Annotated in this window: 13 protein-coding genes; 12 read left to right on the top strand and 1 reads right to left on the bottom strand. The window is 67.8% G+C overall.

Annotated features, from left to right (window positions below; all coding sequences use genetic code 11):
• Positions 1 to 187: 187 nt before the first annotated feature.
• From argC to tyrS, 12 genes are all read left to right on the top strand, one after another.
• Positions 188 to 1,219, top strand: coding sequence for an N-acetyl-gamma-glutamyl-phosphate reductase (gene argC, locus AC5RVZ_RS22865; protein WP_494067947.1), 1,032 nt, complete (start codon positions 188 to 190; stop codon positions 1,217 to 1,219).
• Entirely contained in the window at positions 1,216 to 2,367 is a 1,152-nt protein-coding gene (argJ, locus tag AC5RVZ_RS22860; RefSeq protein WP_494067946.1) for a bifunctional glutamate N-acetyltransferase/amino-acid acetyltransferase ArgJ, read from the top strand. The genes argC and argJ overlap by 4 nt, the downstream gene beginning before the upstream one ends.
• An 8-nt stretch (positions 2,368 to 2,375) precedes the next feature.
• The gene (argB, locus tag AC5RVZ_RS22855; RefSeq protein WP_494067945.1) at positions 2,376 to 3,284 is read left to right on the top strand and encodes an acetylglutamate kinase; all 909 of its coding nucleotides are present in this window, start codon (positions 2,376 to 2,378) and stop codon (positions 3,282 to 3,284) included.
• On the top strand, positions 3,281 to 4,576 hold the full coding sequence (locus tag AC5RVZ_RS22850) for an acetylornithine transaminase (RefSeq protein ID WP_494067944.1): 1,296 nt from the start codon (positions 3,281 to 3,283) through the stop codon (positions 4,574 to 4,576). The genes argB and AC5RVZ_RS22850 overlap by 4 nt, the downstream gene beginning before the upstream one ends.
• Complete coding sequence (gene argF, locus AC5RVZ_RS22845; RefSeq protein WP_494067943.1) at positions 4,573 to 5,532, top strand: ornithine carbamoyltransferase; 960 nt, start codon at positions 4,573 to 4,575, stop codon at positions 5,530 to 5,532. The genes AC5RVZ_RS22850 and argF overlap by 4 nt, the downstream gene beginning before the upstream one ends.
• Positions 5,487 to 6,053: an arginine repressor gene (locus tag AC5RVZ_RS22840; protein WP_494067942.1), complete on the top strand. Its 567-nt coding sequence runs from the start codon at positions 5,487 to 5,489 to the stop codon at positions 6,051 to 6,053. Before argF ends, AC5RVZ_RS22840 begins: the two co-directional genes overlap by 46 nt.
• 136 nt (positions 6,054 to 6,189) lie before the next feature.
• On the top strand, positions 6,190 to 7,638 hold the full coding sequence (gene argH, locus AC5RVZ_RS22835) for an argininosuccinate lyase (RefSeq protein WP_494067941.1): 1,449 nt from the start codon (positions 6,190 to 6,192) through the stop codon (positions 7,636 to 7,638).
• A gap of 103 nt (positions 7,639 to 7,741) precedes the next feature.
• Complete coding sequence (locus tag AC5RVZ_RS22830; RefSeq protein WP_494067940.1) at positions 7,742 to 8,731, top strand: SRPBCC domain-containing protein; 990 nt, start codon at positions 7,742 to 7,744, stop codon at positions 8,729 to 8,731.
• A complete protein-coding gene (locus AC5RVZ_RS22825) occupies positions 8,731 to 9,360 on the top strand; it encodes a DNA-3-methyladenine glycosylase (RefSeq protein WP_494067939.1) in 630 nt (209 codons plus the stop codon). The genes AC5RVZ_RS22830 and AC5RVZ_RS22825 overlap by 1 nt, the downstream gene beginning before the upstream one ends.
• A gap of 42 nt (positions 9,361 to 9,402) precedes the next feature.
• Positions 9,403 to 9,909, top strand: a complete 507-nt coding sequence (locus AC5RVZ_RS22820; protein WP_493977814.1) for an adenine phosphoribosyltransferase — start codon at positions 9,403 to 9,405, stop codon at positions 9,907 to 9,909.
• A gap of 125 nt (positions 9,910 to 10,034) precedes the next feature.
• Positions 10,035 to 12,293, top strand: coding sequence for a HelD family protein (locus AC5RVZ_RS22815; protein ID WP_494067938.1), 2,259 nt, complete (start codon positions 10,035 to 10,037; stop codon positions 12,291 to 12,293).
• Between the two features lie 4 nt (positions 12,294 to 12,297).
• Positions 12,298 to 13,614 (top strand): tyrosine--tRNA ligase, encoded by a 1,317-nt coding sequence (tyrS, locus tag AC5RVZ_RS22810; protein ID WP_494068280.1) that lies wholly within the window; start codon positions 12,298 to 12,300, stop codon positions 13,612 to 13,614.
• Positions 13,615 to 13,830: 216 nt separating this feature from the next.
• On the opposite strand, the gene AC5RVZ_RS22805 is transcribed toward tyrS, so the two are convergent.
• Positions 13,831 to 14,188: hypothetical protein (locus tag AC5RVZ_RS22805; protein WP_494067937.1), on the bottom strand; the 358-nt coding region annotated here is incomplete at its 5' end.

Genomic DNA, 14,188 nt, shown 5'->3' with positions numbered 1-14,188 from the left:
GTCTCCTTAAGGTACTCGGGACAATCGGTGCCGGCGGCGGAATCCGGGCCGCTGAGGGCCTGCCGGCTCAGAACCCATCGTAGGCGCTAACGTCGGTCCGCCCGGCCCGCCTCATCCGCCGGCAGGGCACGCAGGAGGATGCATAAATATCCTCTCCGATGCATAGTCTTGCTGTATGCTGGATGCCATGACAATTAAGGTTGCAGTCTCCGGCGCCAGCGGTTACGCGGGCGGCGAGGTCCTCCGCCTGCTGGCGAACCACCCCGAGGTCTCGGTCGGAGCCGTCACCGCACACAGCAATGCCGGTTCGCGGTTGGGGGAACTGCAGCCGCACCTGCATGCGCTGGCGGACAAAGTCCTGGTCGACACAACCGTCGAGAACCTGGCCGGGCACGACGTGGTGTTCCTGGCGCTGCCGCATGGCGCCAGCGCGGAGATCGCCGCCGCGCTGCCGGCAGACACACTGGTGGTGGATGCGGGCGCGGACCACCGGCTGGTGGACCCGCTGTCCTGGGAGAAGTTCTACGGCACCGCCCACGCCGGCAGCTGGCCCTACGGCCTTCCCGAACTTCCCGGGCACCGGGACAAGCTGCGCGGCGCCCGCCGGATCGCCGTCCCGGGCTGCTATCCCACCAGTTCGCTGCTGGCGCTGGCCCCGGGCTTCGAGGCCGGGCTGCTGGAGCCCGAAGACGTGGTCATTGTCGCCGCGTCCGGCACCTCGGGGGCCGGCAAGTCCGCCAAGGTACACCTGATCGGTTCGGAAGTCATGGGCGGCATGAGCCCCTACGGGGTCGGTGGCGGCCACCGGCACACCCCGGAAATCGAGCAGGGGCTGTCGGCGGCCGCCGGCGAGGCGGTCACGATCTCGTTTACCCCCACCCTCGCGCCGATGAGCCGCGGCATCCTGACCACCGCCACCGCGCGCACCAAGCCCGGTACGGACGCCGAGTCGCTGCGCCGCGCCTGGGCGGCCGCCTACGCGGACGAACCGTTCGTGCACCTGCTGCCCGAGGGCCAGTGGCCGAATACCAAGTCGGTGCAGGGCAGCAACCACGCCGTCCTGCAGCTGGCCTTCGACGAGCACGCGGGCCGCGCCGTCGTCACCTGCGCCATCGACAACCTCACCAAGGGAACGGGCGGCGGCGCCATCCAGTCCATGAACATCGCCCTCGGCCTCGACGAGACCGCCGGCCTGACCCAGCAGGGGATAGCACCGTGAGCGTTACCGCACCACAGGGATTTCGCGCCGCCGCCGCCACCGCCGGCCTGAAAGCCTCCGGCAAGCCCGACGTCGCGCTGGTGGTCAACGACGGACCACAGCGGGCGGCGGCGGCAGTCTTCACCTCGAACCGAGTGGCCGCCGCTCCCGTGCACTGGTCACGGCAGGTGATCGGCGACGGCCGTGCGGACGCGGTGGTGCTAAATTCCGGCGGTGCCAACGCCTGCACCGGGGCCGAGGGCTTCCAGAACACGCACGCCACCGCCGAGAAAACCGCAGCCCTGCTCGGTATTTCCTCGGGCGACGTGGTGGTGTGCTCCACCGGGCTGATCGGCGAGCAGCTGCCGATGGACAAGCTGCTGCCGGGCGTCGAAGCTGCTGCAGCGGCGTTGTCCGACAAGGGCGGCGCCGACGCGGCCGAAGCCATCATGACCACCGATTCCGTTTCCAAGCAGGCCCTGTTCACCGGCGGCGGGTACAGCATCGGCGGAATGGCCAAGGGCGCAGGCATGCTGGCCCCGGGCCTGGCCACCATGCTGGTGGTCATCACCACCGATGCCGAACTCGCACCGCCGGCGCTGCAGGTGGCGCTGCGCGAGGCCACGCGGTTGACATTCGACCGGACGGATTCCGACGGCTGCATGTCCACCAACGACACCGTGGTGCTGCTCGCTTCGGGCGCCTCCGGGGTCATTCCCGCGCTGGACGACTTCACCGCCGCCCTGACCGGCGTCTGCGCGGATCTGGCCCGGCAACTGATTACCGATGCCGAGGGCGCCAGCCACGACATCGCGGTCACGACGATCAACGCCGCTTCCGAGCGGGATGCGGAAACCGTCAGCCGCGCAGTAGCCCGCTCCAATTTGTTCAAGACCGCCATCTTCGGCAAGGACCCGAACTGGGGCCGGGTGCTGTCCGCGGTGGGCACGACCGACGCCGCCTTCGAGCCGGACCAGCTCAACGTCAGCATGAACGGCGTGCAGGTCTGCCGAAACGGCGGCGTGGGCGAACCGCGCGACCTGGTGGACCTGAACGGCCGCGACGTGGCCGTGGTGATCGACCTGAATGCCGGCGGCGAGACCGCGACCATCTGGACCAACGACCTCACGCACGAATACGTGCATGAGAACTCCGCCTACTCTAGCTGAGGACCGAGATGAACACGATGCTGATGGCCCAGGACAAGGCCGCCACGCTGATCGAGGCCCTGCCCTGGATCCAGCGGTTCGCCGGCACCACCATGGTGATCAAGTACGGCGGCAACGCCATGGTCAATGACGAACTGCGGCAGGCGTTCGCCGAAGACATCGTCTTCCTCCACCACGCCGGCATCAAGCCGGTGGTCGTCCACGGCGGCGGACCGCAGATCAACGCCATGCTCTCCCGGCTGGGCATCGAGTCCGAGTTCAAGGGCGGGCTGCGGGTCACCACCCCCGAAGCCATGGACGTGGTGCGCATGGTGCTCACCGGGCAAGTCGGCCGGGAACTGGTGGGCCTGATCAATTCGCACGGGCCGTACGCCGTGGGCCTCTCCGGTGAAGACGGCGGGCTGCTGCAGGCGGTGCGCACCGGCACCGTGGTGGACGGCGAAGACATCGACCTGGGCCTGGTCGGCGAAGTCGTGGGCGTCAACCCGTCCGCCATCCTGGATTTGCTCGACGCCGGGCGCATCCCGGTGATCTCCACCGTGGCGCCGGAAATCGGCGGCGACGGCGAGGGCACCAACCAGGTGCTCAACGTCAACGCCGACACCGCGGCCGCCGCGGTGGCGGACGCCCTGCACGCCTCGCGGCTGGTCATCCTCACCGACGTCGAGGGGCTGTACGCCAACTGGCCGGACAAGTCCTCCCTGATCTCGTCGCTGACGGCGGGGGAGTTGCGCGAGCTGCTGCCGCGGCTGCAGTCCGGCATGATTCCCAAGATGGAAGCCTGCCTGAAGGCGGTCGACGGGGGAGTCGAGCGCGCCGCCGTCGTCGATGGCAGGATGGCGCACTCGATCCTGCTGGAAATCTTTACCGCGGCCGGCATCGGCACCCAGGTCGTCCCGGACAGAGAAGCAGCATGAACACCCCGGATACCGTTTCCCCGACCGCCGGCCTCGCCGGGCTGGAAGCACTGGAAGGCCTGGGCAACCGGCAGTTGCTGGAGAAGTACCGCGGGTCGCTGATGGGGGTCTTCGGAACCCCGCAGCGCGTCCTGGTGCGCGGCAAGGGCTGCATCGTTTGGGACGCGGACGGCAGGGAATACCTGGACCTGCTCGGCGGGATCGCGGTGAACGCGCTCGGCCACGCGGACGAGTTCCTGACCGGGGCCGTGGCCACCCAGTTGTCCACCCTCGGGCACGTCTCGAACTTCTTCACCAGCCCGGCACAGATCGCGCTGGCGGAGCGGTTGCTGCAGCTCGCCGCCGCCCCGGCAGGTTCCAAGGTGTTCTTCGCCAACTCCGGCACCGAAGCCAACGAGGCGGCGTTCAAGCTGGCCCGGCGAAACTCGAGCCCCACCCGGACCAAGATCCTGGCCCTGGAGGGCGCTTTCCACGGCCGGACCATGGGGGCTTTGGCGCTGACCGCCAAGGAGTCCTACCGCGAACCGTTCGAACCGCTGCCCGGCGGCGTGGTCCACCTTCCCTTCGGTGACGAGGAGGCCCTCCGCGCCGCCGTCGACGAGTCCGTGGCCGCCGTCGTGCTGGAACCAATCCAGGGGGAGGTGGGCGTCCGGCCGCTGCCCGCGGGCTACCTGAAGGCGGCCCGCGAAGCCACCGAGGCGGCGGGCGCGCTGCTGATATTGGACGAGGTGCAGACCGGCGTCGGCCGCACCGGCAACTGGTTCGCGTTCCAGGGCGGCGTGGCCGGCGGCGAGCGGATCGTCCCGGACGCCATCACCCTGGCCAAGGGCCTGGGCAGCGGGCTGCCGGTCGGCGCGTTGATCACCTTCGGCGCAACTACTTCCGAACTCCTGACGGCGGGCCAGCACGGAACGACCTTCGGCGGCAACCCGGTGGCGACGGCGGCGGGCCTGGCGACGCTGCAGTCCATCGAATCGCGCGGGCTGCTGGCCCACGCGTCCGGGCTGGGGGAGCGGATGCGCGCGGACCTGGCCGGCCTGGAACACGTCGCCGAGGTCCGCGGCGAGGGCTTGCTGATCGGGATCGACCTGGATGCCGACATCGCCGCTGCCGCGGTGGCTGCCGCCCTGGAAGCCGGCTTCATCATCAACAACCCGGGCCCGCGCACGCTGCGGCTGGCCCCGCCGCTGATCCTGACCGCCGAAGAGGCCGCCCGGTTCACCGCCGCGCTGCCGGACATCCTGACCACCGCGGCTGCCCTGGCCGCCGCTACCAGCAAGGACGCATCATGACCCGCCACTTCCTGAAGGACACCGACCTCAGCCCGGCCGAACAGGCGGAAGTGCTGCAGCTGGCCGCCGACATGAAGCGGTCTCCCTACCGCTACCAGCCGTACGCCGGAGACGGGGCGGGACGTAAGACCGTGGCCGTGATCTTTGACAAGACCTCCACGCGCACCCGGGTGTCCTTCGCCGCCGGGATCGCGGACCTGGGCGGGGTGCCTCTGGTCATCAATCCCGGCGAATCGCAGCTGGGACACAAAGAGTCCGTCTCCGACACCATCAAGGTATTGGAACGGATGGTCTCCACGGTCGTCTGGCGGACCTACGCCCATGCCGCGCTGGAGGAGATGGCGGCGCTGTCCCGTGTGCCGGTCATCAACTCGCTCTCCGACGACTATCACCCCTGCCAGTTGCTGGCCGACCTGCTGACGGTGCAGGAACACAAAGGCAGGCTGGCCGGCCTCACCATGACCTATCTGGGAGATGCGGCCAACAACATGGCCAACTCGTACCTGCTCGCGGGAGCGACGGCCGGGATGCACGTGCGGATCGCCGGACCGGCCGGGCACCTGCCGGCGGCTTCGGTCGTGGCCGAAGCCGAAGCACGCGCCGCCGAAACCGGCGGATCGGTTCTGGTCACCACGGATCCCGCCAAGGCGCTGGCGGAGGCCGACGTCGTCGCCACGGACACGTGGGTCTCGATGGGGCAGGAAGAGGAGAAGGCGGAGCGGCTGGAACTGTTCAAGGACTACGCCGTGGACCAGGCGGCCCTGAAGCTGGCAGCCGACGACGCCGTCGTGCTGCACTGCCTGCCCGCCTACCGCGGCTACGAGATCGCCGCCGAGGTCATCGACGGCCCCCAGTCGGTGGTGTGGGACGAGGCGGAGAACCGGCTGCACGCCCAGAAGGCGCTGATGGCATGGCTGATGGACCGGTCGTCGCTGGCTCCCTTGGCCGGGAGCTGACGGCGGTGAACACGATGCCGGCCACCAAGACCGCCCGCCAGGCAAAGATCACCGCGATCCTCACCGGCGAGTCGGTGCGCTCCCAGGCGGAACTGGCCGCCCGGCTAGCGGACGAGGGAGTCCAGGTAACCCAGGCCACGCTCTCGCGCGACCTGGTGGAACTGGGGGCGGTACGGGTGCGCGGCCAGGACGGCGGGCTGATCTATGCAGTGCCCGGCGAGGGCGGGGAACGCACGCCGCAGAGCGGTGTTACCCAGGAGATCCTGGACGCCCGGCTGGCCAGGCTCTGTGCCGACCTGCTGGTGACCGCCGAGGCCTCCGCAAACCTGGTGGTCCTGCGGACACCGCCGGGGGCGGCCAACTTCCTGGCGCTGGCCATCGACCACTCGGTCATGCCGTCGGTCTTAGGCACGATTGCGGGCGACGACACCGTTCTGCTGGTGACTCGGGATCCGGCCGGCGGAGCTGCGCTCGCTGCACGGTTCCTGCAGTTCGCCGACGAATCCTCGCGCAACGCCTGAACCCCATAACCTAGTCGCAGCAACAGCAGCTGCGGGCGCCGGCGCGGAAGCCGGCGCAACGAGCCATCTCCGCCGGCCGGCACGGCAGGGTGCGGAACCGTCACCAGGGCAACCTGGCGGAAAGGGAAGATACAACGTGACGCAGGAACCGAAGAGCCCCACCGGGCACACCAACGAAGGCGCCCTCTGGGGCGGCCGCTTCGCCGGTGGGCCGGCCGATGCCCTGGCCGCGCTGAGCAAGTCCACGCATTTCGACTGGCGCCTGGCACAGTACGACATCGCAGGTTCCCGCGCACACGCCAAGGTGCTGCACAAGGCCGGGCTGCTCGACGACGCCGAACTGCACGGCATGCTCGCCGCCCTGGACCGGCTCGACGACGACGTGCGGTCGGGCGCGTATGTGGCGGCCGAGTCGGACGAAGACGTGCACGGTTCCCTGGAGCGCGGGCTGATCGAACGGGCCGGCGCCCAGTTGGGCGGAAAACTCCGGGCCGGGCGGTCCCGCAACGACCAGATCGCGACCTTGGGCAGGATGTACCTGCGCGACCACGCTCGGATCATCGCGGGGGGAGTGCTGGCAACCATCGATGCGCTGCTCACCCAGGCCCGCCGGTATCCGGAGGTTGCCATGCCGGGCCGCACCCACCTTCAGCACGCGCAGCCGGTGCTGCTGTCCCATCACCTGCTGGCCCACGCCTGGGCGCTGCTGCGGGACGTCCAGCGGCTGGCGGACTGGGACAAGCGGGCCGCGGTCTCTCCCTACGGCTCCGGGGCCCTGGCCGGTTCGTCGCTCGGCCTGGACCCCAACGCCGTCGCGGCGGACCTCGGTTTTGACTCCGCGGTCTGGAACTCGATCGACGGAACTGCGGCGCGGGACGTCTTTGCCGAATTCAGCTGGGTCGCGGCCATGATCGGCGTGGACCTGTCCCGGATATCGGAAGAAGTCATCCTGTGGGCCACCAAGGAATTCTCCTTCGTGACGCTGGACGATGCCTATTCCACGGGCTCCTCGATCATGCCGCAGAAGAAGAACCCGGACGTCGCGGAATTGGCCCGCGGCAAGGCCGGCCGGCTGATCGGCGACCTGACGGGGCTCCTGGCCACGCTCAAGGGCCTGCCGCTGGCCTACAACCGTGACCTGCAGGAAGACAAGGAACCGGTCTTTGACGCGGCAGACACCCTGGAGCTGCTGCTGCCCGCCGTCGCCGGCATGATCGAAACGCTGGTCTTTAATACCGAGCGGCTGGAAGCGCTGGCCCCGCAAGGGTTCGCGCTGGCTACCGACATCGCCGAATGGCTGGTCCGGCAAGGCATTCCGTTCCGGGAAGCGCACGAGCTGTCCGGTGCCGCCGTGAAACAGGCCGAAAGCCGCGGAGTTGAACTCTGGGACCTGACGGACGAGGAATTCGCGGCCATTTCCCCGCAGCTGACTCCGCAGGTGCGTGAAGTGCTCACGGTTGAAGGTTCGCTGGCCAGCCGCAGTTCGCAGGGCGGCACCGCCCCGGCCGCCGTGGCCGCCCAGATTGCGGCGCTTGAGGCAGCGCTGGACGGCGCACGTGGATACGTCTCCGGCGGCCGCCCCTGAGCCGGCCGCGCCCCGGCACCGGTAAGTTACCGGCCGGTAGCAAATGGTGCTGCGGTAGTTTGTGAAGCGACGGGTCGAGAGCCACTGAGCCGAGGGAGCGAGCATGTCGACGCTGAGCCAGGACGAGGAAAAGCTGGTGCCGGAGGGCCGGATCGAGCGGGTTGACGGGGATTACGTCCTGGCCTTCGACCGACAGTTCGATTACCCGCGCAGCTACATCTGGAGCCTGCTGGCGGAAAAGGACAACGTCGCCAAATGGCTCGGCACGCTCGATGCCGACTGGCAGCTGGGCCATACCTATGAGTTGGATCTGGGCGGTGGCACCACCAGCGGCACGGTCCTGCAGCTGAATCCGCCGCTCAGCCTGCAGATCAGCTGGGAGGACGAGCTGGGGCAGGAAGCGGTCATCGAATGGCGGGTGCTGGAGAGCGACGGCGGTACCTTGCTGCAGTTCCGCTCGCGCGCCGAGGGGCCGGACTTCCTGACCGAAGGCAGCGCGGGCTGGCAAACAATCCTGGACGCACTCGCCGCCGTCGCGGGCGGACGGCCGTCGGACCCGGAGCCCGGTCGATGGGCACGGCTGCGGGAGGCCTATGCCCGCCACTTCCGGCTCTCGCATTCGATGGGCACCGCCCACAGGGATTCGGGGCGCACCAGCCTGCGTTTCGAACGGTTGCTCGACGCCGCCGCAACGGAGGTCTGGGCGGCCCTGACCGAGCCGGATCTGTTCGGCAAGTGGCTGGGCCCCGGCCGGGTGGAGCTGCAGACCGGCGGCGCCGTCGAATTCACCCTGCCGGAACGGACGGTTACCGGGGACGTTGAGTATGTGCTCGCCGGCAGCCGTCTCGACTACACGTGGACCGCTCCGGAGGGCAGCGGAACCGTGCACTGGATGCTGGAACCGGCCGACGGCAAGACCCGCCTGCTGCTGGTGCACAACATCGGCCGGGAGATATCGCCCGAAGCCCTGATGGCCCGCTGGCATGCGCGGCTGGATGCCCTCGCCACGGTCCTGAGCGGCGGCCATGTGCATGATTCGGCGCACCGGCTCGAAGCCCTGACGCGCTTCTACCAGCGGGTGCAGCCGGCCTAGTGGACGCAGCGTTACGTCACTGGCTCGCCCGGCCCGCCGTGGACGTCGCTCCCGGGCTGCTCGGCGCCCGCCTGACACACACCACGCCCGAGGGAACCGTAGCCGTGCGGCTCACCGAGGTTGAGGCCTACATGGGCGAGCACGACCCCGGATCTCATGGCTTCCGCGGCCCGACAAACCGCAACAAGGCGATGTTCGGCCCGCCCGGCCACATCTATGTCTACTTCACCTATGGCATGCACCATTGCGTGAATATCGTGTGCGGCCATGAGGGCCAGGCAACGGGAGCCCTGCTCCGCGCCGGTGAAATCACCCAAGGACTTGACCTTGCCCGAAGCCGGCGCGCTTCGGCCAAAAACGATGCGGAACTGGCTCGGGGCCCGGCCCGGCTGGCCACGGCCCTGGGGCTGACGCTGGCGGACAACGGCAGGGCCCTCACCCAGGGGGAACTGGAACTCGCACGGCCGGCCGTCCGGGCCTCCCATCAGCATGTGCGGAGCGGGCCGCGGGTGGGCGTGAGCGGCGAGGGCGGCACCGCGGCCTACCCGTGGCGTTTCTGGCTCGAGGGGGACCCGACGGTCTCGCAGTACCGGGCCGCGAAGCCGCGCCGGCGCGCCGGCAGCGGGTAGGGTAGACGGGTGAATGAACGTCCCCGCGAATCAGTTGAAGCCATGGTCAACCGTCTCTCGGAAACGGTTCGGGACTATCCGAAGCCAGGGATCATCTTCCGGGACCTTACCCCTGTATTCGCCGACGGCGAGGCGCTGCACGCCTTGGTGCACGCGCTGATCGATCCGTTCGAGGGCCAGTTCGACGCCGTGGCCGGTGTCGAGGCCCGCGGCTTCCTGCTGTCCGCTGCGGCCGCGTATGCCTCCGGCACCGGGGTCATCACCGTGCGCAAGAAAGGCAAACTGCCGCGCAGGACGATTTCCGAAGACTACGCGCTGGAGTACGGCACCGCCACGCTGGAGATCCATGCCGATGAACTGGTGCCGGGTTCGCGCGTCCTGATCCTGGACGATGTGCTGGCCACCGGAGGGACCCTCGGCGCGGCGTGCCGCCTCTTCGAACGGGCAGGGGTGCAGGTTGCCGGATTCGGCGTGGTCCTCGAGCTCTCGGCCCTGCGGGGCAGGTCTGCCCTGACCGGGCACCGCATCCGCTCGCTGGTGCGTGAATAGCCCCCGGCAATTGCGTCCTTGGCGAAAGGGCGCGTGCCCACCCGCCCGCCGTCGTTCCGACGGAAGAAAATTCGGCGCGCCGGTAGTAGAATGGACGGTCTGCCTTTTGGGGAGGGAAAACAAGTATGCCTGAATCGCCTTCGGCCCATGCCGAGCTTGAACTTGAGCGCGCCTACGTAGCGGGGCTGTACCGCCGGCTGGAAGAACTGCGCGCCGAGAAACAGGAACAGTTGGCCCGCGTCCGCAGCAGCGGGGCCGTGGGAAGCATGCAGAACATTTCCGAGCGCGACGCTTTTGCCACCATGTATGAAGACCGGCTGGCGCAACTGAACGCCGTGGACGACCGGTTGGTGTTCGGCAGGCTCGATCTGGACGACGGCGACCGCCGCTACATCGGGCGGATCGGACTCAGCACAGCAGACCTGCAGCAGCTGATGGTGGACTGGCGGGCCCCCGAAGCCGGGGCGTTCTACCAGGCTACGGCCTTCGAACGGCTCGGAGTCCGGCGGCGCCGGCACCTGATTTTGCAGGGGCACCAGGTCAAGGGCATCGAAGACGACGTGCTGGATCCGACCATGCTCTCCGAGGACGGGGTCCTGCAGGGCGAAGGGGCCCTGTTGGCGGCGCTGAATTCGAAGCGGACCGGAGCCATGTCCGACATTGTCGGCACCATCCAGGCCGAACAGGACCGCATCATCAGGGCCCCGATGCCGGGGATCCTCGTGGTGCAGGGCGGTCCCGGTACGGGCAAGACCGCCGTCGCCCTGCACCGGGCGGCCTACCTGTTGTATTCGCACCGCGAACGGCTGAAGTCCGCCGGCGTGCTGCTGGTGGGGCCATCGAACTCTTTCATGAAGTACATCGAGCGGGTGCTTCCCTCGCTGGGCGAGACCGGAGTGGTGATGTCCACCCTGGGCGGGCTGATGCCCGGCGTACGGACCGTGTCCGAGAGCAACCCGGCCGTGGCCGAGATCAAAGGCCGCCTGGCCATGGCCGGCGTCGTGGCCAACGCTGTGGCCAACCGGCAGCGGCTTCCGGCGGAACCGCGCAGGCTCAACGTCGAGGGCACCATGCTGACGCTGACACCGCGCCAAGTGGCACGGGCCCGCGACCGGGCACGGGCGACCGGTAAACCACACAACACGGCCCGGGTCACGTTCGTGAAGATCCTGCTGCGCGAACTGGCGGACCAGTTGGCGGAGGCACTGGAGAAATCGTCCGGACCGGGAAACAACGTGGACCGTGCCTATCTGATCGAAGACGTGCGCACCTCGCGCGATGTCAGGGTGGCGCTCAATCTCTGCTGGATGCCGCTGACCCCGGAACAGCTGGTCAGGGAACTGCTCAGCAAGCCGGCCCATCTGGAGGCGGCCGCTCCCGATCTGACGGAAGCCGAACGCAAGCTGCTGCTGCGCCCCGCGGACGCGCCGTGGACGGAAGCCGATGTGCCGTTGCTGGACGAAGCCGCGGAGCTGCTCGGGGACATGGATGCCTCGGCCGGGCGGGACAAGGCCCAGCGGGATGCCGAGCGGGCCCGCGACGTCGCCAATGCGGAGCAGTCGCTGCGGAACGTCGACCAGATGCTGCGTGATATCGGGATCGACGGTGTGGTCAGCGCCGAGGACCTGGCCGGTTACAACCAGGCGCAGCAGACCCGCTTCACCGCTGCCGAACGGGCCGCCGTTGACCGCACCTGGGCCTTTGGCCACATTGTGGTCGACGAGGCGCAGGAGTTGTCGGCCATGCAGTGGCGGCTGCTGATGCGCCGCTGCCCGCTGAAGTCGTTCACCGTCGTCGGCGATATCGCCCAGACGAGTTCGGCCGCCGGCGCGGAATCGTGGCAGCAGGCACTCGAGCCGTTCGCCGGCGACCGCTGGCAGCTTGAAGAACTCACCGTGAACTACCGCACGCCGTCCCAGATTGCGCAGGCCGCGGTCCGGATGGCCAACGCGGCGGGCCTGGTCGTGACGGCTCCGAAGGCCGTGCGCGACGGCCGCTGGTCGCCGGTCGTGGACCGGGTGCCGGAGGGCCGCATGGTCGAACGGCTTTTGGAGGTCATGCCCGAGGAGCTTGCCGCTGCCGACGGCGGTCTGTTGGCGGTTATTGCCTCCGACCACCGCCTCCGGGACGTCCGGGACGCGCTGACCGCAGCCTATGGTGCGCGGGTGGGCGGCGGTGCCGGGGGGATGGAACAGGACATCAGCGTGCTGGGTCCGCAGGAGGCAAAGGGCCTGGAGTTCGATTCCGTTGTAGTGCTTGAGCCGGGCGAGCTTCTCCACCGGGTCGGCGGCCGCGTCGGAGATCTCTACGTCGCCATGACCCGTCCGACCCAGCGGCTCCGGCTGCTGGCCGAAGGCGACGTCCCCGAGGGCATTGAAGGCTGATAATTTGGTATCCGTGAATAATACGTTTTTCGCTTCCCAACGCAACGACCCTGGTTTTGCCAATGTTTGGCAGGAACTGAAGTGGCGCGGCCTCGTCCATGTTTCGACCGATGAAGCCGAACTGGAGAAGGTGCTGGCGGGGGACCCGATCACGTATTACTGCGGCTTCGACCCCACCGCACCCAGCCTTCACCTGGGCAACCTGGTCCAGCTGCTGACCATGCGCCGGCTCCAGTTGGCGGGGCACAAGCCGCTTGGCCTTGTAGGTGGTTCCACCGGGTTGGTCGGCGATCCCCGACCTACCGCCGAGCGCACCATGAACACCAAGGAAACCGTTGCCGAGTGGGTGGACCGCCTGCAGGGACAGGTGCAGCGCTTCCTGGACTTCGACGGTACGAACGCCGCGCGCATGGTCAACAATCTGGACTGGACGGCCCCGCTGAGTGTCTTGGACTTCCTGCGCGACGTCGGCAAGCACTTCCGCGTCGGCACGATGGTCAAGAAGGACATCGTCGCGTCCCGGCTGAACTCGGACGAGGGGATCAGCTACGCCGAATTCAGCTACCAGATCCTGCAGGGCATGGATTACCTGGAGCTGTACCGGCAGTACGGCTGCATCTTGCAGACCGGCGGATCCGACCAGTGGGGCAACCTCACCAGCGGCATCGAGCTGATCCGCAAGGTGGAGGGCAAGTCTGTCCACGCCATCGGCACGCCGCTGATCACGAACTCCGACGGAACCAAGTTCGGCAAGAGCGAGGGCAATGCCATCTGGCTGGATGCGGACATGTGCAGCCCCTACGCCATGTACCAGTTCTGGCTCAACACGGCCGACGCGGACGTGGTGCAGCGGCTCAAGGTCTTTACCTTCCGTTCCCGCGAGGAGATCGAAGCGCTTGAGCGCGCCGTAGCCGAACGGCCGCATGCCCGTGAGGCACAGCGTGCGTTGGCCTATGACGTGACGTCGATTGTGCACGGCCCCGCAGCCACCGACAAGGTGATCGCCGCCTCCTCGGCCCTGTTCGGGCAGGGCGACCTGGCCGAGCTGGACGAAGCGACTCTTGTCGCCGCCACTGCCGAGCTGCCCAGCGCAGTGACCGGTGCAGCTACCACCGGCATCATTGACCTGCTGGTCCAGTCCGGTCTGGCCGCCAGCAATTCCGCGGCGCGACGGACCGTAGCCGAGGGCGGCGCCTACGTTAACAACCAGAAGATCACCGATCCGGACGCTTCGGTCGGGAGTGAACAGTTCCTGCATGGCAAGTACCTGTTGATGCGCCGCGGGAAGCGCACGCTCGCCATGGTCGAAGTGTCTGCCTGATTCCGTCGGCGTTCGCACGTCAGCCGGCCACGTCGAAGGGCCCGCAGTCCCCCCGGTCAGGGGAGGCCGCGGGCCCTTCGGCATCAGTGGCGGGCATCACCCGCCGGCGATTTGCGGGCCCGTCCGGTGCCGTGTAATGTTTTCTGAGTCGCCGCCGCTGGTTGTGAAACAGCCGGCCGGAACGCGACAAGCCCCTTCGATAAAAGACAGCGACTGTCATGCGCCCGAGTGCGCAGGCAAATTAGCTGGGTTTTTGTGATGGGTTCCTTTTCTCGAGGTAAATGAAGCGGAAACGCGGATTTGACAGAAAGAAAAGGAATGAAATAAAGTAGAAACATCGCAGCGAAGAAAAGCAAAGCGAATTTCGGAAGAAATTGTTTTGGGAAGTATTCGTTTGCTCCTGTTGTTTGAGAACTCAATAGTGTGCCAAGTTTGTTGATACCAATTATTTATTGGTTGAAAGTGCCGTGGCGTGCTGCCCCTGTGGTGTGTCGCGGTTTTATCAGCCTGGTTTGAATTTAGTGCAGTGTCTTCGGTCGTTTTCCCGGCCGTTGGTGCTGTGTCTGTTTGAAAC

The sequence above is a fragment of the Arthrobacter sp. Cza30 genome (genome assembly GCF_059090765.1).
The sequence above is the reverse complement of the archived record's forward strand: the minus strand, read 5'-3'. Positions and strand labels throughout refer to the sequence as shown.

What these genes read in the sequence shown, in the direction of transcription:
- argC (WP_494067947.1), top strand. Translation starts at nt 188, where the DNA reads ATGACAATTAAGGTTGCAGTCTCCGGCGCCAGCGGTTACGCGGGCGGC.
- argB (WP_494067945.1), top strand. Translation starts at nt 2,376, where the DNA reads ATGAACACGATGCTGATGGCCCAGGACAAGGCCGCCACGCTGATCGAG.
- AC5RVZ_RS22850 (WP_494067944.1), top strand. Translation starts at nt 3,281, where the DNA reads ATGAACACCCCGGATACCGTTTCCCCGACCGCCGGCCTCGCCGGGCTG.
- argF (WP_494067943.1), top strand. Translation starts at nt 4,573, where the DNA reads ATGACCCGCCACTTCCTGAAGGACACCGACCTCAGCCCGGCCGAACAG.
- AC5RVZ_RS22840 (WP_494067942.1), top strand. Translation starts at nt 5,487, where the DNA reads ATGGCTGATGGACCGGTCGTCGCTGGCTCCCTTGGCCGGGAGCTGACG.
- AC5RVZ_RS22830 (WP_494067940.1), top strand. Translation starts at nt 7,742, where the DNA reads ATGTCGACGCTGAGCCAGGACGAGGAAAAGCTGGTGCCGGAGGGCCGG.
- AC5RVZ_RS22820 (WP_493977814.1), top strand. Translation starts at nt 9,403, where the DNA reads ATGGTCAACCGTCTCTCGGAAACGGTTCGGGACTATCCGAAGCCAGGG.
- AC5RVZ_RS22815 (WP_494067938.1), top strand. Translation starts at nt 10,035, where the DNA reads ATGCCTGAATCGCCTTCGGCCCATGCCGAGCTTGAACTTGAGCGCGCC.